The 20,410-nt window shown below is 65.9% G+C and carries 18 protein-coding genes; 11 read left to right on the forward strand and 7 right to left on the reverse strand.

What is annotated here, in order from left to right; all coding sequences use genetic code 11:
* The first annotated feature begins 62 nt into the window (after positions 1-62).
* The 5 genes from YWC_RS28445 to YWC_RS0105685 all read left to right on the forward strand — a co-directional run bounded on the left by YWC_RS28445 (position 63) and on the right by YWC_RS0105685 (position 6,892).
* The gene (locus YWC_RS28445) at positions 63-650 is read left to right on the forward strand and encodes a substrate-binding domain-containing protein (protein ID WP_307175576.1); all 588 of its coding nucleotides are present in this window, start codon (positions 63-65) and stop codon (positions 648-650) included.
* Positions 651-740: 90 nt separating this feature from the next.
* The gene (locus YWC_RS0105670; protein ID WP_027864498.1) at positions 741-2,120 is read left to right on the forward strand and encodes a GH1 family beta-glucosidase; all 1,380 of its coding nucleotides are present in this window, start codon (positions 741-743) and stop codon (positions 2,118-2,120) included.
* A gap of 16 nt (positions 2,121-2,136) precedes the next feature.
* The gene (locus tag YWC_RS0105675) at positions 2,137-4,626 is read left to right on the forward strand and encodes a glycoside hydrolase family 3 protein (RefSeq protein ID WP_027864499.1); all 2,490 of its coding nucleotides are present in this window, start codon (positions 2,137-2,139) and stop codon (positions 4,624-4,626) included.
* Complete coding sequence (locus tag YWC_RS28450; RefSeq protein WP_036213301.1) at positions 4,623-5,573, forward strand: glucokinase; 951 nt, start codon at positions 4,623-4,625, stop codon at positions 5,571-5,573. Before YWC_RS0105675 ends, YWC_RS28450 begins: the two co-directional genes overlap by 4 nt.
* An 11-nt stretch (positions 5,574-5,584) precedes the next feature.
* Positions 5,585-6,892, forward strand: a complete 1,308-nt coding sequence (locus tag YWC_RS0105685) for a sugar MFS transporter (RefSeq protein ID WP_027864500.1) — start codon at positions 5,585-5,587, stop codon at positions 6,890-6,892.
* Between the two features lie 14 nt (positions 6,893-6,906).
* On the opposite strand, the gene YWC_RS28455 is transcribed toward YWC_RS0105685, so the two are convergent.
* Positions 6,907-7,836 carry a LysR family transcriptional regulator gene (locus YWC_RS28455; RefSeq protein ID WP_036213304.1) on the reverse strand — a complete coding sequence of 310 codons (930 nt, stop codon included), beginning with the start codon at positions 7,834-7,836 and terminating at the stop codon, positions 6,907-6,909.
* Positions 7,837-7,924: 88 nt separating this feature from the next.
* Between YWC_RS28455 and sugE the strand changes: the two genes are divergently transcribed.
* From sugE to YWC_RS32675, 3 genes are read left to right on the forward strand one after another with little or no spacing between them, the layout of a single operon-like run.
* Complete coding sequence (gene sugE / locus YWC_RS0105695) at positions 7,925-8,242, forward strand: quaternary ammonium compound efflux SMR transporter SugE (protein WP_027864501.1); 318 nt, start codon at positions 7,925-7,927, stop codon at positions 8,240-8,242.
* A gap of 10 nt (positions 8,243-8,252) precedes the next feature.
* Entirely contained in the window at positions 8,253-8,612 is a 360-nt protein-coding gene (locus tag YWC_RS0105700; protein WP_027864502.1) for an NADH-quinone oxidoreductase subunit A, read from the forward strand.
* Between the two features lie 13 nt (positions 8,613-8,625).
* Positions 8,626-8,799: a hypothetical protein gene (locus YWC_RS32675; protein WP_156923519.1), complete on the forward strand. Its 174-nt coding sequence runs from the start codon at positions 8,626-8,628 to the stop codon at positions 8,797-8,799.
* A gap of 11 nt (positions 8,800-8,810) precedes the next feature.
* On the opposite strand, the gene YWC_RS0105710 is transcribed toward YWC_RS32675, so the two are convergent.
* The 5 genes from YWC_RS0105710 to YWC_RS0105730 all read right to left on the reverse strand — a co-directional run bounded on the left by YWC_RS0105710 (position 8,811) and on the right by YWC_RS0105730 (position 16,739).
* Positions 8,811-10,316: a tryptophan halogenase family protein gene (locus YWC_RS0105710; RefSeq protein ID WP_027864503.1), complete on the reverse strand. Its 1,506-nt coding sequence runs from the start codon at positions 10,314-10,316 to the stop codon at positions 8,811-8,813.
* Between the two features lie 10 nt (positions 10,317-10,326).
* Entirely contained in the window at positions 10,327-11,331 is a 1,005-nt protein-coding gene (locus YWC_RS0105715) for a cupin-like domain-containing protein (RefSeq protein ID WP_229413024.1), read from the reverse strand.
* Positions 11,324-12,034: a SapC family protein gene (locus YWC_RS0105720; protein WP_027864505.1), complete on the reverse strand. Its 711-nt coding sequence runs from the start codon at positions 12,032-12,034 to the stop codon at positions 11,324-11,326. The genes YWC_RS0105715 and YWC_RS0105720 overlap by 8 nt, the downstream gene beginning before the upstream one ends.
* Positions 12,035-12,070: 36 nt before the next feature.
* The gene (locus YWC_RS0105725) at positions 12,071-13,645 is read right to left on the reverse strand and encodes a tryptophan halogenase family protein (protein WP_027864506.1); all 1,575 of its coding nucleotides are present in this window, start codon (positions 13,643-13,645) and stop codon (positions 12,071-12,073) included.
* A 103-nt stretch (positions 13,646-13,748) separates the two neighbouring features.
* On the reverse strand, positions 13,749-16,739 hold the full coding sequence (locus tag YWC_RS0105730; protein ID WP_229413025.1) for a TonB-dependent receptor: 2,991 nt from the start codon (positions 16,737-16,739) through the stop codon (positions 13,749-13,751).
* Positions 16,740-17,366: 627 nt separating this feature from the next.
* Here YWC_RS0105730 and YWC_RS0105735 point away from each other — a divergent pair.
* From YWC_RS0105735 to YWC_RS0105745, 3 genes are all read left to right on the forward strand, one after another.
* On the forward strand, positions 17,367-18,272 hold the full coding sequence (locus YWC_RS0105735; RefSeq protein ID WP_229413026.1) for a polysaccharide deacetylase family protein: 906 nt from the start codon (positions 17,367-17,369) through the stop codon (positions 18,270-18,272).
* Between the two features lie 16 nt (positions 18,273-18,288).
* Positions 18,289-19,104: a glycoside hydrolase family 16 protein gene (locus YWC_RS0105740; RefSeq protein ID WP_027864509.1), complete on the forward strand. Its 816-nt coding sequence runs from the start codon at positions 18,289-18,291 to the stop codon at positions 19,102-19,104.
* Positions 19,105-19,272: 168 nt separating this feature from the next.
* On the forward strand, positions 19,273-20,040 hold the full coding sequence (locus YWC_RS0105745; protein WP_027864510.1) for a GIN domain-containing protein: 768 nt from the start codon (positions 19,273-19,275) through the stop codon (positions 20,038-20,040).
* 17 nt (positions 20,041-20,057) lie between these two features.
* Here YWC_RS0105745 and YWC_RS0105750 read toward each other — a convergent pair whose 3' ends face one another.
* Positions 20,058-20,384, reverse strand: a complete 327-nt coding sequence (locus YWC_RS0105750) for a BON domain-containing protein (protein WP_027864511.1) — start codon at positions 20,382-20,384, stop codon at positions 20,058-20,060.
* Positions 20,385-20,410: the final 26 nt, after the last annotated feature.

Below are 20,410 nucleotides of genomic sequence, written 5' to 3' on the forward strand. Positions count from 1 at the left end.
CGACACCAGGAAGGTCTGGATGATGGAAAGCGATTTCTCGCCCCAGGGCGGCTGTCAAGCAGATTCCCGAGCAGTGCTTCACGGTCGACCACGTGCTGGGCGGGCGCCTGGCTGCGCGCACCCTGCTCGACTACAAGCACCGCGACATCGCCGTGATTGCCGGCCCGGCGGCGCTGGCCGACAACGTGGCCCGCATCGACGGCTTCATGCGCGAACTGGAAGCCGAGGGTATCGACACCAGGAAGGTCTGGATGATGGAAAGCGATTTCTCGCCCCAGGGCGGCTGGTCGGCAGCCAAGGCGCTGATCGATTCCGGTACCAAATGCACCGCCCTGTTCTGCGCCAACGACGAGATGGCGGTGGGCGCGCTGGCCTACTTCCAGGAAGCCGGCATCAGCGTGCCGCGCGACCTGTCGGTGATCGGCTACGACGATACCCCGAGCGCCGCGTTCTCGGCCCCGCGCCTGACCTCGGTGCACATGCCCTGGCGCGAGATGACGCTCAATGGCCTGAACGCCCTGCTCAACCGCTGCTACGACCTGCATCGTCCGGTAACGCGCACCTTCCCGGTGAGCGTGACGCTGCGCGCCTCGCTGGCCAAAGGGCCGAGCGAAAGCGCGGCCGGACGCACGCGCAGCAGGAAGAAATAAGAGGGAGGGCCGCCCGTCGGCCTTTTTTTTAGATTGCAATTGGAAAGCTTTCCAAATATCCTAGCGTAACAAGCTCAACCAGACCAGACCATGACAACAGCATCCCGTCCCGAGCCGAGCGCCCCATCGCGCGGCGATTTCGCCCCCGACTTCTTGTGGGGCTGCGCCACCTCGTCGTACCAGATCGAAGGCGCCGGCCAGGAAGACGGCCGGGTCGAATCGATCTGGGACCGTTTCGCCGCCACGCCAGGGAAGATCAAGGACGGCTCCAACGGGCTTGTCGCCTGCGACCACTACCACCGCTGGCCGGAAGACTTCGACATCGGCCGCGACATGGGACTGAATGCCTACCGCTTCTCGATCGCCTGGCCGCGCATCTTCTCCGAGGTGGGCGGCAAGCCCAACGAAAAGGGCCTGGATTTTTATTCGCGCCTGGTGGACGGCATGCTGGAACGCGGCCTGCAGCCCTGGGCCACCCTCTACCACTGGGACTTGCCGCAGTTCCTGCAGGACCGCGGCGGCTGGAACGAGCGCGCCACCGTCGACGCCTACCTCGCTTTCGTCGATGCGATGACGCGCCGCCTGGGCGACCGCGTGCAGCACTGGATCACCCACAACGAACCCTGGTGCACGGCCATCATCGGCAACTACGAAGGCTGGCACGCGCCGGGCAATACCGATTTCAAGACCGCGCTGCAAGTGGCGCACCACGTGCTGCTCTCGCACGGCAAGGCGGTGCCGCTGATCCGCGCCAACGTCCGCAACGCCAAGGCCGGCCTCGCCCTGAGCCTGCATCCGGTACGTCCTGCTTCCAGCCAGCCTGAGGACATCGCCGCCACCGAACGCCACGACGGCCTGCGCTACCGCTGGTTCCTCGATCCGCTGTATGGCCACGGCTACCCGCAGGCGATCCTGGAAGCGATCGGTGACGCCGCCCCCATCGTGCTGCCGGGCGACCTCGAGGCCATCGCGGTGCCGACCGACTTCCTCGGCGTGAACTACTACTTCCCCGAGACCATCCAGCATGCCCCGGGCCACGGGCCCCTGTCGGCGCGCGTGCTGCCGCCCGCGCCTGGCGTGGAAACCACCTACATGGGCTGGGAAGTGGCGCCGCAGGGCCTGGCCGAACTCCTGCTGCGCATCGAGAACGACTACCATCCGGGCCCGATGTACATCACCGAGAACGGTTCCTGCTATGCCGACGAGGTGGGCCCCGACGGCGAGATCGACGACGTCGAGCGCCGCCACTACCTGATGCGCCACCTGGCCGCCTTGCACGCGGCCATCAAGGACGGCGTGCCGGTGAAGGGCTACTTCGCCTGGAGCCTGCTCGACAACTTCGAATGGGCGGAGGGCTACCTGAAGCGCTTCGGCCTCACCCACATCGATTACACAAGCCAGCAACGCCGCCTGAAGGGCAGCGGCAAGTGGTACCGCTCCTTCCTGCGCGCCGAACAAGACAAACCATAACAAGCGAGACGACCCCATGAAACCCATGCTTCGCAACCCGGTACTGACGCTGGCCATCGCGCTGGCCCTCCCTGCCACGGCAGCCCCCCTGAATGACTGGCCCACCGTGCGCAGCGCCATCGCCAAGGACGCGGCGCTCGAACAGCGCGTCCGCGACATCGTCGGCAAGATGAGCCTGGCGCAGAAGGTCGGCCAGATGACCCAGCCCGAGATCAAGAGCGCCACGCCGGAAGACGTCAAACGCTATTACCTCGGCTCGGTGCTCAACGGCGGCGGCAGCTGGCCGAACGGGAACAAGCATGCCAAGGCGGCCGAATGGCTGGCGCTGGCGCAGCGCTACCACGAGGCCTCCCTCAGCACCGACATGGCGGTCAAGGTGCCGGTGGTATGGGGCACGGACGCCGTCCACGGCCACAACAACGTGTTCGGCGCCACCCTGTTCCCGCACAACATCGGCCTGGGCGCGGCGCGCAACCCGAAGCTGATGGAGGAAATCGGCGCGGCCACCGCGAAAGCCACGCGCGCCAGCGGCATCGCCTGGGTCTTCGGCCCCACCCTGGCGGTGGTGCGCGACGACCGCTGGGGACGCACCTACGAGAGCTATTCCGAGAATCCGGACATCGTGAAAAGCTATGCCGGCGCCTATGTGCGCGGCATGCAGGGCATGCTGAAGGACGATGCCAATACCATCGCCACCGCCAAGCACTTCATCGGCGACGGCGGCACCGAGTTCGGCAAGGACCGCGGCGTCAACAAGTCCAGCAAATCGCAGATGATCAACATCCACGGCGCCGGCTACTATCCGGCCCTGGAGGCGGGCGTGCAGACCGTCATGTCCTCGTTCAATTCCTGGAACGACGTGGCGAGCGGGACCAACTACGGCAAGATGCACGGCAGCCGCGCCATGCTCACCGACGTGCTGAAGACGAAGATGGGCTTCGACGGCTTCGTCATCACCGACTGGAACGGCCACGGCGAAGTGCCGGGCTGCCGCAACGACAGCTGCGCGGCGGCGATCAATGCCGGCAACGACATGATCATGGTGCCGGACGACTGGAAGGCGTTTATCGCCAACACCATCAAGCAGGTGGAAAGCGGCGAGATCCCGATGGCGCGCATTGACGATGCCGTGAGCCGCATCATCCGCGTCAAGCTGCGCGCCGGCCTGTTCGACAAGAGCCCGGCGCAGAACGCCTACGCCGGCAAGGACGAGGTCATGCAGCCGCGCGATCTGGCGCGCCGCGCGGTGCGCGAGTCGCTGGTGCTGCTCAAGAACGATCAGCCAGTCCTACCGATCGCACGCGGCAAGAAGATCCTGGTGGTCGGCAAGACCGCGGACGACATGTCGAACCAGAGCGGCGGCTGGTCGATCACCTGGCAGGGCACCGCCAACACCAATGCCGACTTCCCGAATGGCGACACGGTGCTGGCCGGCATCCGCGAGGCGGCCGGCAAGGATAATGTCACGTTCAGCGTTGACGGCAAAGGCGTTGACGTGTCGACCTTCGACGTGGTGGTGGCGGTGATCGGCGAGCGCCCGTATGCGGAAGGCGACGGCGACATCGGTCCGAACGGTACCCTGCGCCACTCCGGCCGCTATCCGGAAGACCTGGCGGTGCTGCAGGCGGTCGCCGGCAAGGGCAAGCCGGTGGTGACCGTGTTCGTCTCGGGCCGTCCGCTCTACGTGAACGACCTGCTCAACCTGTCGGACGTGTTCGTGGCCGCCTGGCTGCCGGGCACCGAAGGCAAGGGCGTGTCGGACCTGCTGGTGGCCGGGACCAAGCGCTACGACTTCAGCGGCAAGCTGCCCTTCTCGTGGCCGAAATCGGCCTGCCAGACCGACTTGAACGTGGGCGACAAGAATTACGCGCCGCTGTTCGCCTATGGCTACGGTCTCAAGGCGGCGACGCGCTCGAAAGTCGGCAAGCTGGATACCACCTATCCGCAAGGCGGCTGTGGCGTCAGCAACAGCTTCCCGGTGTTCAGCCAGGCCGACCGCGCCAGCTTCCCGCTGACGATCCGCAGCGGCGGACAAACCCTGGTGCTGGGCGCCGACCTGAATTCGAGCTTCAGCCTGCCGGGCGTGAGCGTGCAGACCTCGCAGGTCAATACCCAGCAGGACGCCAAGCTGGTCACCTGGACCGGCCCGGCCACCGTCGAGGCGCGCGGCGCCCGCGCCATGGTGCTGCCGGCCGCGGCATCCACCAATGCGGCGCTGCGCTTCGACACCATCGTATCGAACGCACCAAGCGGCAAGGTCACGATGCGCATGGGCGCCGGCAGCCTCGACACCACCGCCCTGTTCAAGCGCCTGGCCGGCAAGGGCAAGCAGACCGTCGCGATTCCGCTGGCCTGCTTCCAGGCCAAGGGCACCGACCTGGCCAAGGTGGACACGCCCTTCAGCGTGAGCAGCGACGCCGCTTTTGCCGCCGCCTTCACCAACATCGAGATCGCCGGCGGCGCAGCTGGCGAGCCGGATGCCGTCCGCTGCAGGGAACTGCAATGAAGCTGCTGGCCGACATCGGCGGCACCAACGCCCGTTTCGCCCTGCAGTCGGGCACGGGCTTCGATGACGTCGAAGTGCTGGCCTGTGCCGATTATCCGACCCTGGGCGAGGCCATGCAGGCCTACCTCGCCAGGGCTGCCGGCCGCGGGCTGGCGGTGGAGCGCGTGCGCCATGCGGCGCTGGCGATCGCCAACCCGGTCGAGGAAGACCGGGTCAGCATGACCAACCACCACTGGAGCTTCTCGATCGAGGAGCTGCGCCGGCAGCAAGGCCTGGATACCCTGCTGGTGGTGAACGATTTCGCCGCGCTGGCGATGTCGCTGCCGCACCTGGCGGCGAACGGACGCGAGCGCATCGGCCGCGGCATCGAGCTGGCGAACCGACCGATCGGTTTGATCGGGCCTGGCACGGGCCTGGGCGTGTCCGGCGTGATCCCGGCGGGGACGCGCTGGATCGCCCTCGCCGGCGAAGGTGGCCACGTGAGCTTCGCGCCGTCGACGAAGGAGGAAGTGGCGATCCTGGAAGCGCTGTGGGGAGAATACGGCCACGTGTCGGCCGAACGCCTGCTGTCGGGCATGGGCCTGGAGCTGATCCACTGGGCGCTGACCGGGAAACGTATTGACGCCCCAAGCATCACCGGCGCCGCGATCGACGGCACATCGAGCGACTGCGTCAGGACGGTCGAGATCTTCTGCGGGGTGCTCGGGAGCGTGGCGGGCAACGTCGCACTAACCCTGGGCGCGACCGGTGGCATGTATATTGGTGGCGGCATCGTGCCAAGGCTTGGTAAACTGTTCACCGAATCAGCTTTCCGCGCACGCTTCGAGGACAAGGGGCGCCTCAGTCCCTACCTCGCACGCATCCCGACCTACCTGATTACCGAGCAGTACCCGGCGCTGCGCGGCGTATCCGCGATGCTGTCGGACCATATCGCGACCCTGCAATAAACGGAGACCCCATGCAGAACACAGTCCAGAACCCGACGCCGACGGCGCAGGCGCTCGAATCCGAGCACAACCCGCACACCGGCGCGCTCGTCATCGTCACCATCCTGTTCTTCATGTGGGGCCTGCTCACGTCGCTCAACGACGTCCTGATCCCGCACCTGAAGTCGATCTACACCCTGACCTACCTGCAGGCGATGCTGGTGCAGTTCTGCTTCTTCGGCGCCTACTTCATCGTGTCGCTGCCGGCCGGGATGCTGATCAAGAAGATCGGCTACCAGAACGGCGCCGTCACCGGCCTGATGATCGCAGCCGCCGGCTGCGCCCTGTTCTACCCGGCCTCGAAAGGCGGCTACGGCCTGTTCCTGTTCGCCTTTTTCGTTCTGGCGAGCGGCATCACGATCCTGCAGGTGGCGGCGAACCCCTTCGTCACCGTGCTCGGGCCGGCGCGCACCGCGTCCAGCCGCCTCACGCTCACCCAGGCCTTCAACTCGCTCGGCACCACGGTGGCGCCGGCGCTGGGCGGCATCCTGATCCTGTCCACGGTCGCGCTGAGCGCCGAGCAGCTGGCTGCATTACCTAGCGCCGAGCAGGCCGCGCACAAGGCGGCCGAGGCGGCCGCCGTGCAGGGCCCGTATCTCGGCCTGGCCGCGGCGCTGGCGCTGCTGGCGGTGCTGTTCGCGGTGGCCAAGCTGCCGAAGATCAGCCATGCCGATGACGGCAAGCCGGCCGTCGACGGCAAGGGCGGCGCCATGGCCTACCGCCACCTGGTGCTGGGCGCGGTCGCGATCTTCCTGTACGTGGGCGCGGAAGTGAGCATCGGCAGCTTCCTGATCAACTTCCTCGGCGAGGGCAACATCGCGGGCCTGAGCCACGCGGATGCGGCGCAGTACGTCAGCCTGTACTGGGGCGGCGCCCTGGTGGGCCGCTTCATCGGCTTCGCCGTGATGCGCTACGTCAGCCCGGGCAAGACCCTGGCCGTCAACGCCCTCGGTTCGATCCTGCTGGTGCTGGCGGCGACCTTCGGCGAAGGCCAGCTGGCCATGTGGGCGATCATCGCGGTCGGCCTGTTCAATTCGATCATGTTCCCGACCATCTTCAGCCTCGCGCTGCACGGCCTGGGCAAGTTCACCGGCCAGGGCTCGGGCATCCTGTGCATGGCCATCGTCGGCGGCGCCGTGGTGCCCTTCGTGCAGGGCATGTTCGCCGACACCATCGGCCTGCAGCCGTCCTTCCTGGTGCCGGCCGTGTGCTACCTGTTCATCCTGTACTTCGGCCTGAAGTACGCGAACCTGCACAAGCAGCCGGTGGCGGCGGCCTGACGCCGTCAGCCCTTCTAAGAATGCCCGCCTGACAAGCGGGCATTTTTTTCGTCCTCGCGCAGCGCTTCCATCAGGGCGATGAAGCGCCGCGCCGCCAGGGCCGGTGGGCGCTCGTTGTTCCAGATGATGTCGACGAAGAAGCGCAGCACATTGGTGAAGTTCGCGGTCGGAATCTCGACCAGTTCACCATGCTCGAGATGCTCGCGCACCAGGCCCGAGGGCAGCCATGCCCAGCCCAGGCCGGCCTTCACCAGCGCCAGCGCCGCGGCCGGGTTATCGGTTCGCCATTGCATGCGCGCGACGGCGATGCGCTTGTCGACGTACTCGGTGTCGCGGCCGGCGATCAGGACCTGGCGCTCGACCAGCAGGTCTTCGTCGCGAATGGCTTCCTTGCCCATGCGTTGGCACAGGGGATGGCTGGGCGCGACGACCGCGACCAGTCGTTCCTCGGCCACCTCCTCGAAGGCTTCGTTGGTTTCGCGTCCGTAGCGCTCATAGACCAGGGCGAGGTCCGCGCGTCCGCTGCGCAGCATGGCCAGCGCGTCGGCCTGCGGCGCGGTCAGCACTTCCACCTTGAGCAGCGGGTATTCGAGCGCCAGCCGGCGCAGCGCCTCGCTCCACGGTGCCGCGGCCAGCAGCTCGGGCACCAGGGCAATCGTCAGCGAGGTTTCCAGTCCCTGGGTCAGCGACAGCGCGTGGCTGTTCATGCGCTGCAACTGCTCGACCAGCAGGCGGGCCTGCGGCAGCAGCACCGCGGCATGCGCCGTGGGCCGCGGCTCGCGGCCGCTGCGGTCGAACAGTTGCAGGTCGAGTTCCGCCTCCAGGTTGGCGATCGCCATGCTCACGGCGGACGGAACACGCCGCAGCGCCCGCGCCGCGGCCGAGAAGGAACCGTGGTCCACCGCCGCCAGGAAGACTTTCAGGTTGTCGAGGTCAAAGGCCATCTTTCAATTTTACTGACAGCTTCTGACTTTTTCTATCTTCAATACAGAAATAAGATACTGCCATTGTTTTTTCATGGAAAGGTACATCATGGTCTGGGGAGCTCTCCTCGTGGCCGGCCTGTTCGAAATCGCCTGGGCGGTCGGCCTCAAATACACCGAAGGGTTTTCGCGCCTGTGGCCCTCGGTCGGCACGCTGGCGGCGATGGCCGTCAGCTTCGGCCTGCTGTCCTATGCACTGAAGACGCTGCCGGTGGGGACAGCCTATGCGATCTGGACCGGCATCGGCGCGATCGGCACCGCGATCATCGGCATCGTGCTGCTGGGCGAATCCGCGTCGCCGGCACGGCTGCTGTGCATCGCGATGATCGGCGCCGGCATCGTCGGCCTGAAGATGGTTTCACACTGAATGAGCGATCATGGATATTTCTGAATACTTGCCGGTCCTGCTTTTCATCCTCGTCGGCATCGCCGTGGGCGTCGTGCCGCAATTGCTGGGCCGCGCGCTCGGGCCGCACCGGCCGGACGCGCAAAAGCTGTCCGCCTACGAATGCGGCTTCGAAGCCTTCGGCGATGCACGGATGAAGTTCGACGTGCGCTACTACCTGGTCGCGATCCTGTTCATCCTGTTCGACCTGGAAGTGGTGTTCCTGTTCCCCTGGGCCGCGGCCCTGATGGAGCTCGACAGCGCCGGATTCTGGGCCGTGATGGTGTTCCTGGGCCTGCTGGCGGTGGGTTTCGCCTACGAATGGAAGAAAGGAGCGATGGAATGGGACTGAGGAGCTGCACGACATGAACGCCATGCTCGTTTCGAATGGCCTGATCGGGCTATGCCTTGCCTGGGTTGCATGGCGCGAGCTCAGGTCGCGCAACCGGCGCGATGCCGGCATCCTCGGGAGCGCGGCCTGCATCGCCCTGGCGGTCAGCGCGGGCACCTGGCTGCACGTGCTGGAACACGGCTGGTAGCCCTTCCTGGCCTACTTCGGCGTCGAGCAGTAACGCTCCACATAGGACTGGTGCGAAGGCAGGCCGGCCACGGTGCGGTCGATCTGCCCCTTGATCGAACCGAGGAAGTGCGACAGCTCCTCGTCGCCCATCAGGTCGGCCGACTGGTGGTGCCGGTAAGGCATGATGCCCTGCCCCAGCATCACCTGGATCCACGAGTTCTCGGCGAACAGCTCGTTCGCGATGCGGAAGACGCGCCCGGTTTCGCGGAACAGGTCGATGCGGTGCTGCAGCGACTTCGGCACCTCCATGTTGCGCGCGTCCGTCCAGTAAGGCGCGTCGATCCGGTTGTTGACCTTGTAGTGCAGGATGATGAAGTCACGGATCTGGCTTACCTCTTCCCAGGCCTGCCGGTTGAACTCGTCGATGTCGCTCTGGACGATGCCGCTGGTCGGGAACATCTGCATCAGGCGGATGATGCTGCGCTGGATCAGGTGGATGCTGGTCGACTCGATCGGCTCCAGGAAGCCGCTCGACAGGCCGACCGCGACCACGTTGTTCTTCCAGATCTGGCGCCGCTGCCCCGGCTTGAACCGGATCACGCGCGGCTTCATCAGGGCTTCGCCTTCGATGTTACCCAGAAGCGCCTCGATGGCTGCACCCTCTTCCACATAGCGGCTCGAGAACACGATGCCGTTGCCGACGCGGTGCTGCAGCGGGATGCGCCATTGCCAGCCGAAGGGATGGGCGATCGAGCGCGTGAGCGGAATCGCGTCGCGCACCGAACTCGTTTGCAGCGCGGCCGCGCTGTCGTTGAACAGCCACTGCGACCAGTCCTCGTACTCGACGCCCATCGCCTGCCCGATCAGCAGCGCGCGGAAACCCGTGCAGTCGATGAACAGATCGCCCTCGATGTCCGCGCCCGAATCGAGCGTGATCGAGCGCACCTGCCCGCTCAAGGCGCTGGTGCTGACATCGACGATCTTGCCCTCGATGCGCTGCACCCCGAAGCGCTCGCTGAACTTGCGCAGGTAGCGCGCATAGGCGCTCGCATCGAGGTGATAGGCGTAGTTCATGCCGCTGCGCGGCAGGTGGGCGAACTTGTTCTCCTGGGAGGCGCGCAGCTCCAGGCAATAGTCGCCATAGTCGCCGGCCAGGCCGCGCTCGCGGCCCTTGTGCCAGAAGTGCTGGAAGCCGGCGGTCCAGTGGTCGGTGCCGGTCAGGCCGAACGAGTGGATGTAGTCCTCGTTCACGTTGCGCCAGTTTTCGAAGCTGATGCCGAGCTTGAAGGTGGCCTTGGTCTCGGCCATGAACTCCTGCTCGTTGATCTCGAGGAGGTTGTGGAAGTTCAGCAGGGTCGGGATGGTCGCCTCGCCCACGCCCACGGTGCCGATCTCGTCGGACTCGACCAGCTTGATGTCGAGTCGCTTGCCCAGCACCTTCGAGATGCAGGCGGCCGCCATCCAGCCGGCGGTGCCGCCGCCGGCGATGACGACGCGGCGTATGGGCTTGCCGATACCATTCAGTCCTTGTTCCATGTCTCCCTCCTCAGCGATTCATTCTTTTCAGTAGTTGGGCGCGGATGTTGCGCACGCTCTCGGCATCCATCGGGGCCAGGGCGCGGCGCGCATTCGGCGGGATGTGGGCCGCGGTCTCGTCGTCCGCATCGAACACGTAGTGGCGAAACAGTCCGGCCCAGGCCTTGCGCTGCGCCAAAGGCAGGTCGCGCACGCTCATCAAGGCGTGCATCATCGCGTTCATCGGCGTGTCCATGTAGTCGGGGGACTGGCGCCACCAGTAGTTCACCAGCACGTTGAAGTCTTCCAGTGCCTGGATGTGGTGCCACCACATGCTGGGGATGAACAGCGCGTCGCCCGGCCCCATCTCGACCGCCAGCGCATGCGCCATCGCCGTGGCGAAGCGCGGGAAGCGCGCCAGGTCGGGCTGTACAAAATCGACCAGGCTGATGGCCTGGCCGGCCGGCGTCAGGTCGAGCGGGCCGATGTACAGGTTCTCGACCTGGCTCGGCGGGAACAGGGTGAAGCGGCGCCGCCCCGCCACCACGCAGGCCAGGTTGTCCGGCAGGTCGTAGTGGGCCGCGATGCGGGTGCGGTTGCCGATCCAGATCGACCCCAGTGCGTCGCGGCCGCCCAGGTCGATGCGGTTCTCGTCGTGGAAACCGGGCAGGCAGGTGTCGATCGTGGTCGAGCCGACGTAGATGGCCGGCTGCTGGTCGACGCCGCGGTAGCGTTCCAGCTCGGCCAGCACCTTGTCCAGGCGCACGCGCACCGGCGCGAAGTTGAAACCGTCCATCGCCTCGTTGTAGAAGAAGCGGCCTTCGATCTCGGGCGGGCCGAGCATGGCGTTCACGGTGGCGTCGCGGTAGAAGCGGCGCAGGTAGGCGTCGGCGGTGGATGCCGACTGGCGCGCCGCCTGGACCATCGGCCACCCTGCCACCAGGCCACGCAGCACGATCGGCTCGGTGGATTCGAGAATGCTCGGGCCGAGGTCGCGCGGCGTCAGGCCGCTGATTTCCCGGATGGGTTCAGGCACGGGCAGCACGGCGGGCATTCTTGCGGTCGATCAGCGCGCGGAAGTTCGACAGCGACGCGATCTGGAAAAAGATGGCGGACAGCCAGCCGGCCTTGTGCAGGCTGTCGAGCGCGGCGGCGTCCAGCGCGGCCAGGCGTTCTTCGTTGATGGTGTAGAAGCCGGCCAGGCGGTTCTCCGATCCGTCGTCGAGCGTGATGTCGAGCGAGAAGCCTTCGAGCAGCTCGTGCTTCTCCAGCGCTTCGATGAAGGCGGCATTGGATCCCATGCCTTCGTGGATGGTCAGCAGCATCGAGTTGACGTGCTCGAGGTAGGGGCTCATGCCCCCGTGCGGCAGGAAGATCGGCTCGCCCTCCGTGGTGCTGATGCGCGGGCTGTCGACGTCGATGTGGATCATCAGCTCCTCGCCCTCGCGGCCGATCATGAACGGCAAACGCTCCACCAGCAGCGGCAGGGTCGGCGCGTCCCAGCGGTCTTCTTCCAGGAACAGGTTTTCGTCGGTCTCGAAACCGAACAGGGCGATCGGCTCGTAGGCATGCGCTTCGCTTTGCTTGCGGAAGATGATCGGGTAGTGGGCCTGCAGGAGGCGGAATTCGCCGGCGAAGGTCTGCACATAGGCGTGGCTGTCATCCAGCTTGCTGCCGTGGCGGGTAATGATGCGCAGGTCCTTATGGTCGATGTTATTCAGCAGTACTGGCTTGGCCATGTGGTGTCTCTTTCTTTTGTCGTTGTCGTTGTCTTGTCAGGTCGGCAGGCCGTGGCGCACGATGTGCGCGATGAGCGCACGGTTGTCCGGCAGCGCCGGCAGCATCCGGCGCGTCAGCTCGGCCGCCTGGCGCAGGAAGCCGTCCGCCATCGCGCCGTTGCCCTCGCCGATGCGCTCGCGCCGCGCCTGGCCGGGTTCCGGAAGGAAGCCCATGCCGTACAAGATATACTGGTAGCTCGCCGCCGGGAAGACTTCCTGGATGCGATTGAAGTCGTAGCGCGAGGGCGGACGGTGGCGCCACAGCGCCAGCAGGTCGGCCAGGTGCTGCGGGATGGACTCGCTGCTCCGATTGTCGCGCCAGTAGCCATGCGGATCGATCGCGCCCTCGCGGCGGCTCAGCACATAGTGCAGCTTCAGGAAGTCGATCACCCGCTCCCAGCGGTAGGTGAAGGTCTCGTTGAAGCGCCGGGCGCTGATCTCCATCTGCGCGCGCGTCACCGGCATCTCGTCGAGCAGCATCGAGGCCGACAGTTCCACCATGGCCAGTGCCGACGCCTCCAGCGGCTCGATGAAGCCGGCGGACAGGCCGATGGCCACGCAGTTACGGTGCCAGAAGCGCTCGCGGTAACCCGGTTCGAAACTCAGCTTGCGCGGTGCCGGGATGTCTTCCGGTCCGCCGGTGGCGCGGATGTAGGCGCGCAGCGCGCGTTCGGCCTCCTCGTCGCTCGTGTGCGCGCTCGAATACACGTGGCCGATGCCGCGCCGGGTCGGCAGGCCGATGTCCCAGATCCAGCCGGCGTCCTGCGCGGTGGAGGTGGTCTGCGAGGCGATCGGATCATCTTCCGCTAGGTACGGCACCTGGACGGCCAGTGCGCTGTCGTTGAACAGGACGCCGCGCTGCGGGATGAAAGGCACGTCGTAGTGCTTCCCGAGCAGCAGCGACTGCATGCCGGTGCAGTCCACGAACAGGTCGCCCGCCAGCTCGCCGTGCGCCTTGGTGTGCAGGGCGGCGATGTCGCCGTTGTCGTGCGAGCGGATGCCGGTGACGTGGTCCGCCACAAAATGAACACCCAGGCGTTCGAGGCAGTGCTTCTTGAGAAAGAGGCCGAACTTGCCGGCGTCGAGGTGGTAGCCGTAGTTGGCCACCGCCGCGAACTCGGGCGTGGCGGCCTGCTTGGGCGCACGTCCGTGCACGCACAGGTGCGGCTGGTAAGTCACCAGGTCGGCAAAGGGGATGTCGGTATGGCGTTCCAGCCAGCGGCCGGCCATGTCGGCCTCGCCCCAGCCCTGCGGCAGCACGAAGGGGTGGAAATAGTAATCGTGGTCGCCGCCATGGACCCAGCGGTTGAAGCGCGAGCCCTGCTTGAAGGCGGCGTCGCACTCGCGGAAGAAAGCGGATTCGGACAGGCCGGCCGCGCGCAGGGTGTCGCGCATGGTCGGCCAGGTGCCCTCGCCGACGCCGATGGTCGGCACGTCGGGCGATTCGATCAGCGTCACGCGCAGGCCGCCGCTTTCCGCCGCCTCGAAGCCGGATGCAAGGACGGAGGCAGTCAGCCAGCCGGCCGATCCTCCCCCTACGATGACGACATGCCTGATGGTGGTGCTCGCCATATTTGTTTTCAATAAAAACTAATTCTGGGCAAGTCTAACCCGAAAATGAACACAGCGGACCATGGCGAGGGCCACGGTCCGCTGATGTGCACTTCCTGTCTGCTTAGAACTTGTAGCGGGCCGACAGCATGTAGCGCGGACCGGACTGCTCCACATACAGCGCCTGACGCTCGTTACGGCCATGCAGGCGCCGGATTTCGTCGGTCAGGTTGATACCTTCGAACTGGACACTGATGTTCTTGTTGACGTTGTACCCGATGCTCAGGTCAAGCTGGCCATAGGCTTCGACATACTGCGGATTCGCGCCGGCGCCGTCGAAGGTCGATGCCAGGAACTTGTCGCGCCAGTTGTAGGCCGCGCGCACGTTCCACTTGTCGTTCTCGAAGATACCCACCAGGTTGGCCGAGTCGCTCATGCCCACCAGCGCGAATTGCTCGCCGATGCTGGCGTTGTTGTACCCCAGGCCCGAGTCGACCTTGGTGTAGTTGGCCTGGAGGCCGAAGCCCGAGGCGCCGAACATGTGCTGCACGTTGAACTCGAGGCCGCGCAGGCGCGCCGCCTTCTGGTTCGAGTAGCTCGTGATCAGGAAGTTGGCGATCGGGTCGTTCGGCTGGCCGGCGATCGAACCGGTGGCGTTGCCGTTGACGTCATCCGGTCCACGGGTCACGCCAGGACGTCCTGCCAGGTTACGGAAGATATAGTTGCGGATGCACATCGTGTCCGAGCTCGCGCAACCGGCGCCGATCGCCGCGTTCCAGTAAGCGCCGCCCACCGGGGTACGCAGGCCGAAGGGCTGGGCCGTGACCTGCGACACACCGGCGTAATTTTCCAGGCTCTTGCGGAAGTGGCCGACCGAGACGAAGCTCGACTTGTTGTAGTACCACTCCCAGGCCAGGTCGATGTTCTTCGACTTGACCGGCAGCAGGCCCGGGTTGCCCTGGCTTCCACGGCCGCCTTCGATGCGACCCAGGGTCTCGAGCACCTGGCCGCCGGTCAGCTGGTCATAGCGCGCGCGGCCGATGGTCTCGCCGTAGCTGAAGCGGCCCTTCATGTCGGAACGCAGGTCGATGTCGGCGTCGAAGCTCGGCAACCAGTGATGGTACTTGCCGGTCAGGGTGGTGAAGGCCGGCGTGCCGAGGCCCACCGCGAACTCGTTCTGCGACACCCAGGTGTAGGACGAGGCGATCGGCACCAGCGCGGTCGAGGTGACCTCGGTCGTCTCGTAGCGCGCGCCCACCGAGGTATGCACCGGCATCGCGAAATCCCAGTCGGTGTTGAATTGCAGGTACAGGCTCTTCGACTTCTCGCGGGTGCGCTGGTCGGTGGTATAGCCCGACTTCGGCATGTACAGCTCCGGCTTGCCGGTCACCTGCGCGGCCAGCTGGCGCAAGGCGGCGAAGTCGAAGGTGTAGAAGGTGTTGAACAGGTTCGGGTTGTCGTGACCGTCGATGTTGTCGAAGTACTGGCGCAGGCTCTCCTGGTGGAAGTAGCTGGCCGGGTAATCCGACGCCTTGGTCGCACCGCCCCAGGTGTCGTCACGCTGCTGCACCGAGAAGGCCGAGCGGTTCTTGGCGTCGGTGGTGGCGAGGCCGAACTTGAGCTCGGACGCTTCCATCATCTTCCAGCTGCCATGGGTCTGGACCTGGCTGATCTCGCTCTTGACGTAGGCGTTCTCGAACACCGAGCCGGTCACCTGCTGCGGTGCGCGCTGGAAGTCGGCGCCCTGGATGCTCAGCACCGGCAGGTCTTTCGAAAAGTCGACGCTGGTGGTGCCGCGGCTGAAGCTGGCGGTGCCGAGGGTGTTGCTGGAGCCGAAGGGGCTGTCCGGCTTCGATTCGGCGGTGGAACGGTGGGCGTCGAGCTCGAGGCGGATGTCGCTGTTGACCTTCCATGCAGCGTTGAAGCCGAGCGAATTGTTCTCGGTCCTGGTGGCGAAGTCGGCGCCGCCCATGGCGATGTCGCTGTTGGCCGGGTTGATGATCTCGGTGTACACCAGCGGCGCGGCGACCGGACCATCGGTCCAGGTGCTCGACGAGGGGCCGAAGTTGAACCAGGCCGAGAGGTCCTGGCGGCGGGTCTGGATCTTGTTTTGCGAGTAGGTGTAATCGAGGGTCGTGGTCAGGGCCTTGCTCGGCGCGAACTGCAGCGTCAGCTGGCCGTTGGTACGCTGGCGCTGGATGCCGTTCATGGCGTAGTTCATGTTCTGCGGCACCTGGTACAGGTCTGTCGGCTTCGGACGGTTGGTGATGTTTTCCGAGCCCGGCGTGCCGGGTTGCGGAATGGTGCCCCAGTTGTTCTCGTCGCCGCGGAACGGGCCCTTCCAGCCGTTGCCGACGGAAGCCACGTTGTAGCCCAAGTTGCGCTCCTGGTAGCTGCCCGACAGGGCGATACCAAAGCGGCCGTCGGCCGAGGTATTGCTATACAGGCCCGACACTTCGGGCGTGACCTTGCCGCCACGCTGGACGTCGCCCGGCAGGTTCTCTGCCGAGGTGTCGTGCACGCCCTTGATGCCGATCGTGGCCTGCAGGCCGGGACGCGACAGCGGACGTGCGGTAATGACGTTGATGGTGGCGCCGATGCCGCCGGTCGGGGTCTCGGCGCGCGCCGATTTGTACACCTGCAACTGGGAGATGCCTTCGGACGCGATGTTGGCGAAATCGTAGGCGCGGCCCGGACGATCGCCCAGGATCGAGGTCGGCATCTGGCGGCCGTTGAGCAGCACCAGGTTGAAGTCGGGACCGACGCCGCGCACGGTGACCTTCGAGCCTTCGCCGATGCTGCGGTCGATCGACACGCCGCTGATGCGCTGCAGCGATTCGGCCAGGTTGGTATCCGGGAATTTGCCGATGTCTTCGGCGACGATGCCGTCGACGAAGCCCTGCGCGTTGCGCTTGAGCGCCATCGAGGATTCGAGACTGGCGCGCAGGCCGGTCACGACGACGGTCTGGACGCCGGCCGGCGAGGATGGGGTGCTGGCTTCCTGCGGGGTGAGGGCGGCCGGGTCGGTGGTCGCGGCGGCCCCGGGGGTCGAGGCGACTTCCTGGGCATGCGCCGGGATGAATGCCGCGCATGCGCTGGCTACTGCCAGGCTCATCAATGTCTGCTTAGCCTTGGGGTAATACATGGTGCTCTCCTGTTTTTTTTAAAATGACCGTCACCCAATCCAACGGTGTCTCCACTACCTGTGCCGGCTCAATCCTGGCTGCACGCCACCGGCGGTCCTTGCTGTCGTCCCTGCTGCCGTCCCTATCGCTGGGCACCTCCTCGCCGCGGTGCCGTCAGACGCCGGTCCTGGCCGCATGGCGCTTCCCGCCACCAGACGGCACAGCGAGGACATGCGGCCGGTGCCGGTGTCCTCGCTGCCAGGTAGCGGGTAAAGCGGTGCGCGCTGCGCTCGTTCATCTGTCATCGCTCAGGCTCGCATCTTGCGATGCTTCGTTGGTCAAGCAATTCTCCAAACATCCGTGCGGCATATGGAAACGTTTCCATATAAGTTGTTTGAATATTAGGCTTAGCAAAAAAAATTGTCAACGGAATATTCCGCGTAGGTAGGTGTCGAAATGCGGCTGATTTGCAACATTGCTCACACGTGAGAGCGAAGCCAAGGTTTCGCTCGTGCCTGTCTCCCCATTGCCGCGCAATTGACACTGAAAAATCGTCAGTGCTATAGTCGGGTTGACATTCTGGTAACGTTTCCAAGCAACCGCTGAAAAGGATGAGCATGAAGCGAGGTGAAGACGCGCGCGAAGCGGCCGGCAGCGCACCGCATGCGGACCTGCTGGGGAGGGGAACATGGCGCCGCCGCGTGCTCGCATGCGTGCTGGCCGCAGGGCTGCATGGCGCCATGCCTGCCGCCGGGGCAACCGACACCCGCAGCGCCTTCGCATGGCCGCACGGGGCGCGGGCCGCCGTCAGCCTCGCCTATGACGACGCCCTCGATTCCCAGCTCGACCATGCCCTGCCCGCCCTCGACAAGCTGGGCCTGAAAGGCAGCTTCTACCTGACCCTGTCGAATCCGGCGGTGGCGCGGCGCATGGCGGGATGGCGCGCCGCCGCGCGCGCCGGGCACGAACTCGGCAACCACAGCCTGTTCCACCAGTGCGCGCGCAACAAGCCCGGGCGCGATTGGGTCGAGCCGCACCGCGACCTCGATGCCATGAGCGTAGAGCAGATGCGCGACCAGGTCCTGCTGGCCAATACCATGCTGGCCGCGATCGACGGACGCCAGGAACGCACGTTCACGCTGCCCTGCGGCGATACCCAGGCCGGCGGACGCGACTACCTGCCCGCGGTGCGCGCCGCCTTCGTCGCGATCAAGGTCACCGGCGGCAGCGGCGTCATCGATGCGATGCACACGCTCGATCCGCTCGCGGTGCCGGTGGCGACACCTAGCGGCAGCAGCGGCGCGGAGCTGATCGCCATCGTCAAGCAGGCGGTTCAGCGCGGCACCATGGTCAACTTCACCTTCCATGGCATCGGCGGCGACTACCTCAGCGTGTCCGCGCAGGCCCACGCGGAACTGCTGCGCTTCCTGGCGGACAACCGCCAGCTGGTCTGGACCGATACCTTCATCAACATCATGCAGCACGTCAGGCAGCAGCAGGCCCGTCCCCCGGCGGCGCCCTGAGGCCACAAGGAGACCCATGAAACCGATCCGCCTTTTCGCCGCCACCCTGTCCACGCTGCTTGCGCTGGCCGCCGCCGGCTGCGCCTCCACCTCCGCGGACGCAGCTGCCGGCTGGACGCTGGCATGGAGCGACGAATTCGATGGCAGCCAGCTCGATCGCACGAAATGGGTGGCCGAGACCGGTGGCCATGGCTGGGGCAACCAGGAGCTGCAGTATTACACCGGCCGGCCGGAGAACGTCCGGGTGGAGGATGGCATGCTCGTCATCGAGGCGCGCCGGGAAGCCTACGGCGGCAAGGACTACACCTCGGCACGCCTCAAGACCGCCGGCCTGATGGAACAGATGCATGGCCGCTTCGAGGCGCGCATCAAGGTGCCGAAGGGCCAGGGCATCTGGCCGGCCTTCTGGATGCTGGGCGCGGACATCGGGCAGGTCGGCTGGCCGCGCAGCGGCGAGATCGACATCATGGAGATCATCGGCAAGGAGCCGTCGAACGTGTACGGCACCCTGCACGGTCCCGGCTATTCGGGCGCCAAGGCCTTTACTACCCACTCGACCCTGGCGAGCGGCATCTTTGCCGACGACTTCCACGTGTTCGCGGTGGAGTGGGAGCGCGGCGAGATCCGCTGGTATCGCGACGGCATCCACTACCATACGGCGCGGCCGAACCTGGTCAAGGGAGAGTGGGTATTCGAGCATCCCTTCTTCGTGCTCCTGAACCTGGCCGTCGGCGGCGCCTGGCCCGGCAATCCGGACAGCAGCACGGTCTTGCCGCAGCGGATGCTGGTGGATTATGTGCGCGTCTACCGGCGCGCCACGCCGGGACAGTAAGCCCCTGGCCGCAGGCTGCGCCGCTGCCGGCGCGCCATGCGGCCCGTTCGCGCCATGCCGTTTTTTTTACGCTCCAGACCGTGGTTTGCGCAGTTCATCGCAATCGGCTCGGGTGAGGCACGACAGCGGCCTATAGTGCCTCCATCGACAACCTACCGGAGAACAAGCATGAAAAAACTGTTGAGTGCCGCCGCCGTCGCCGCCACGCTCGCACTGGTCGCCAGCCCCGTCATCGCCGACGACGTCGTGCGCGAAAACCGCAGCGTCGATGCCAGGGTCACCAAGGTGAAACTGGATGGCATCGTCGACCTGGTCCTGCGCCAGGGCAATACGCCGTCCCTGGTCGTCTCGGGTGACCGCCGCTTCGTGCAGCGCATCACCACCGCCCAGCGCGGCGACACGCTGGAAATCGGTACCGAATCCTTCAATACCCGCCGTGGCGAAATGAGCGAGAAGCTGCGCGCCGAACTGACGGTGCCCAACCTCGCCGAGTTCACCTCGCAGGGCGTGGGCGCATCGACCGTCACCGGCTTCTCGGGCAATGCGATCCAGGTCGCCCTCGACGGCGCCGGATCGGTCACCATGAACAGCAATTACCGCACCATCGACGCGCGCCTGGGCGGCGTCGGTGGACTCGCCCTGAACGGCGTGCGCGCCGAACGCGTCGACCTCAGCTTGCGCGGCGCCGGCCGCATCAGCGTCAATGGCGAGAGCAAGCTGCTGCGCGCCAAGCTGGCGGGTGTCGGCAGCCTGGAAGCCCAAGGCCTGCGCGCCGAATCGGTCGACCTCGACATGACCGGCCTCGGCGGCGCAACGGTGCATGCGACCCGAGCGGCCGAGATCGACCTGAGCGGCATGGGTTCGGCCACCGTCTACGGCAATCCGGCGACGCGCAATGCCAACACCAACGGCATGGGCAAGGTCAGCTGGAAGTAAGCTGCCCGGGAACGGCCCTACTGGCGGAGCCGATCCCTGACGACCATGCTGTTCCGCACTTCTTTCACCCCGGGCACCTCCCGGGCGAGTTGTGCCGCCCGCGCGACGCTCTCGGACGAATCGACGAAGCCGCTGAGCTGCACCGTTCCCTTGTAGGTTTCGACCTGGACCTCGGTTGCCTTGACCTGCGGATCGGTGGCCAAAGCGGTCTTGACCCGGGTGGTGATGGCGGCATCGTCGATGTATTCACCGGTGCCGCGGTGCGTGCCGGAAGGCGCGCAGGCACTGAGGATAGCCAGCAACAGGCCGAGCAGGATCAGATGGATGCGGTAGGAAAGGTTCATGGAGGGCTCCCAAGAGAAGGCAGACC

Origin of the sequence: Massilia alkalitolerans DSM 17462, assembly GCF_000427785.1 — a bacterium.
In the GTDB taxonomy this organism is placed as follows: Bacteria; Pseudomonadota; Gammaproteobacteria; order Burkholderiales; family Burkholderiaceae_D; genus Telluria; species Telluria alkalitolerans.

Bases quoted from the DNA above. Each gene is read 5' to 3' on its own strand.
- YWC_RS28450 (WP_036213301.1), top strand. From the start codon at position 4,623: ATGAAGCTGCTGGCCGACATCGGCGGCACCAACGCCCGTTTCGCCCTG.
- YWC_RS0105675 (WP_027864499.1), top strand. From the start codon at position 2,137: ATGAAACCCATGCTTCGCAACCCGGTACTGACGCTGGCCATCGCGCTG.
- YWC_RS0105685 (WP_027864500.1), top strand. From the start codon at position 5,585: ATGCAGAACACAGTCCAGAACCCGACGCCGACGGCGCAGGCGCTCGAA.
- YWC_RS0105740 (WP_027864509.1), top strand. From the start codon at position 18,289: ATGAAACCGATCCGCCTTTTCGCCGCCACCCTGTCCACGCTGCTTGCG.
- YWC_RS0105735 (WP_229413026.1), top strand. From the start codon at position 17,367: ATGAAGCGAGGTGAAGACGCGCGCGAAGCGGCCGGCAGCGCACCGCAT.
- YWC_RS0105750 (WP_027864511.1), bottom strand. From the start codon at position 20,384: ATGAACCTTTCCTACCGCATCCATCTGATCCTGCTCGGCCTGTTGCTG.
- YWC_RS0105670 (WP_027864498.1), top strand. From the start codon at position 741: ATGACAACAGCATCCCGTCCCGAGCCGAGCGCCCCATCGCGCGGCGAT.
- YWC_RS0105700 (WP_027864502.1), top strand. From the start codon at position 8,253: ATGGATATTTCTGAATACTTGCCGGTCCTGCTTTTCATCCTCGTCGGC.
- YWC_RS0105710 (WP_027864503.1), bottom strand. From the start codon at position 10,316: ATGGAACAAGGACTGAATGGTATCGGCAAGCCCATACGCCGCGTCGTC.
- YWC_RS0105725 (WP_027864506.1), bottom strand. From the start codon at position 13,645: ATGGCGAGCACCACCATCAGGCATGTCGTCATCGTAGGGGGAGGATCG.
- YWC_RS28455 (WP_036213304.1), bottom strand. From the start codon at position 7,836: ATGGCCTTTGACCTCGACAACCTGAAAGTCTTCCTGGCGGCGGTGGAC.
- YWC_RS0105720 (WP_027864505.1), bottom strand. From the start codon at position 12,034: ATGGCCAAGCCAGTACTGCTGAATAACATCGACCATAAGGACCTGCGC.
- YWC_RS0105730 (WP_229413025.1), bottom strand. From the start codon at position 16,739: ATGAGCCTGGCAGTAGCCAGCGCATGCGCGGCATTCATCCCGGCGCAT.
- sugE (WP_027864501.1), top strand. From the start codon at position 7,925: ATGGTCTGGGGAGCTCTCCTCGTGGCCGGCCTGTTCGAAATCGCCTGG.
- YWC_RS0105745 (WP_027864510.1), top strand. From the start codon at position 19,273: ATGAAAAAACTGTTGAGTGCCGCCGCCGTCGCCGCCACGCTCGCACTG.
- YWC_RS32675 (WP_156923519.1), top strand. From the start codon at position 8,626: ATGAACGCCATGCTCGTTTCGAATGGCCTGATCGGGCTATGCCTTGCC.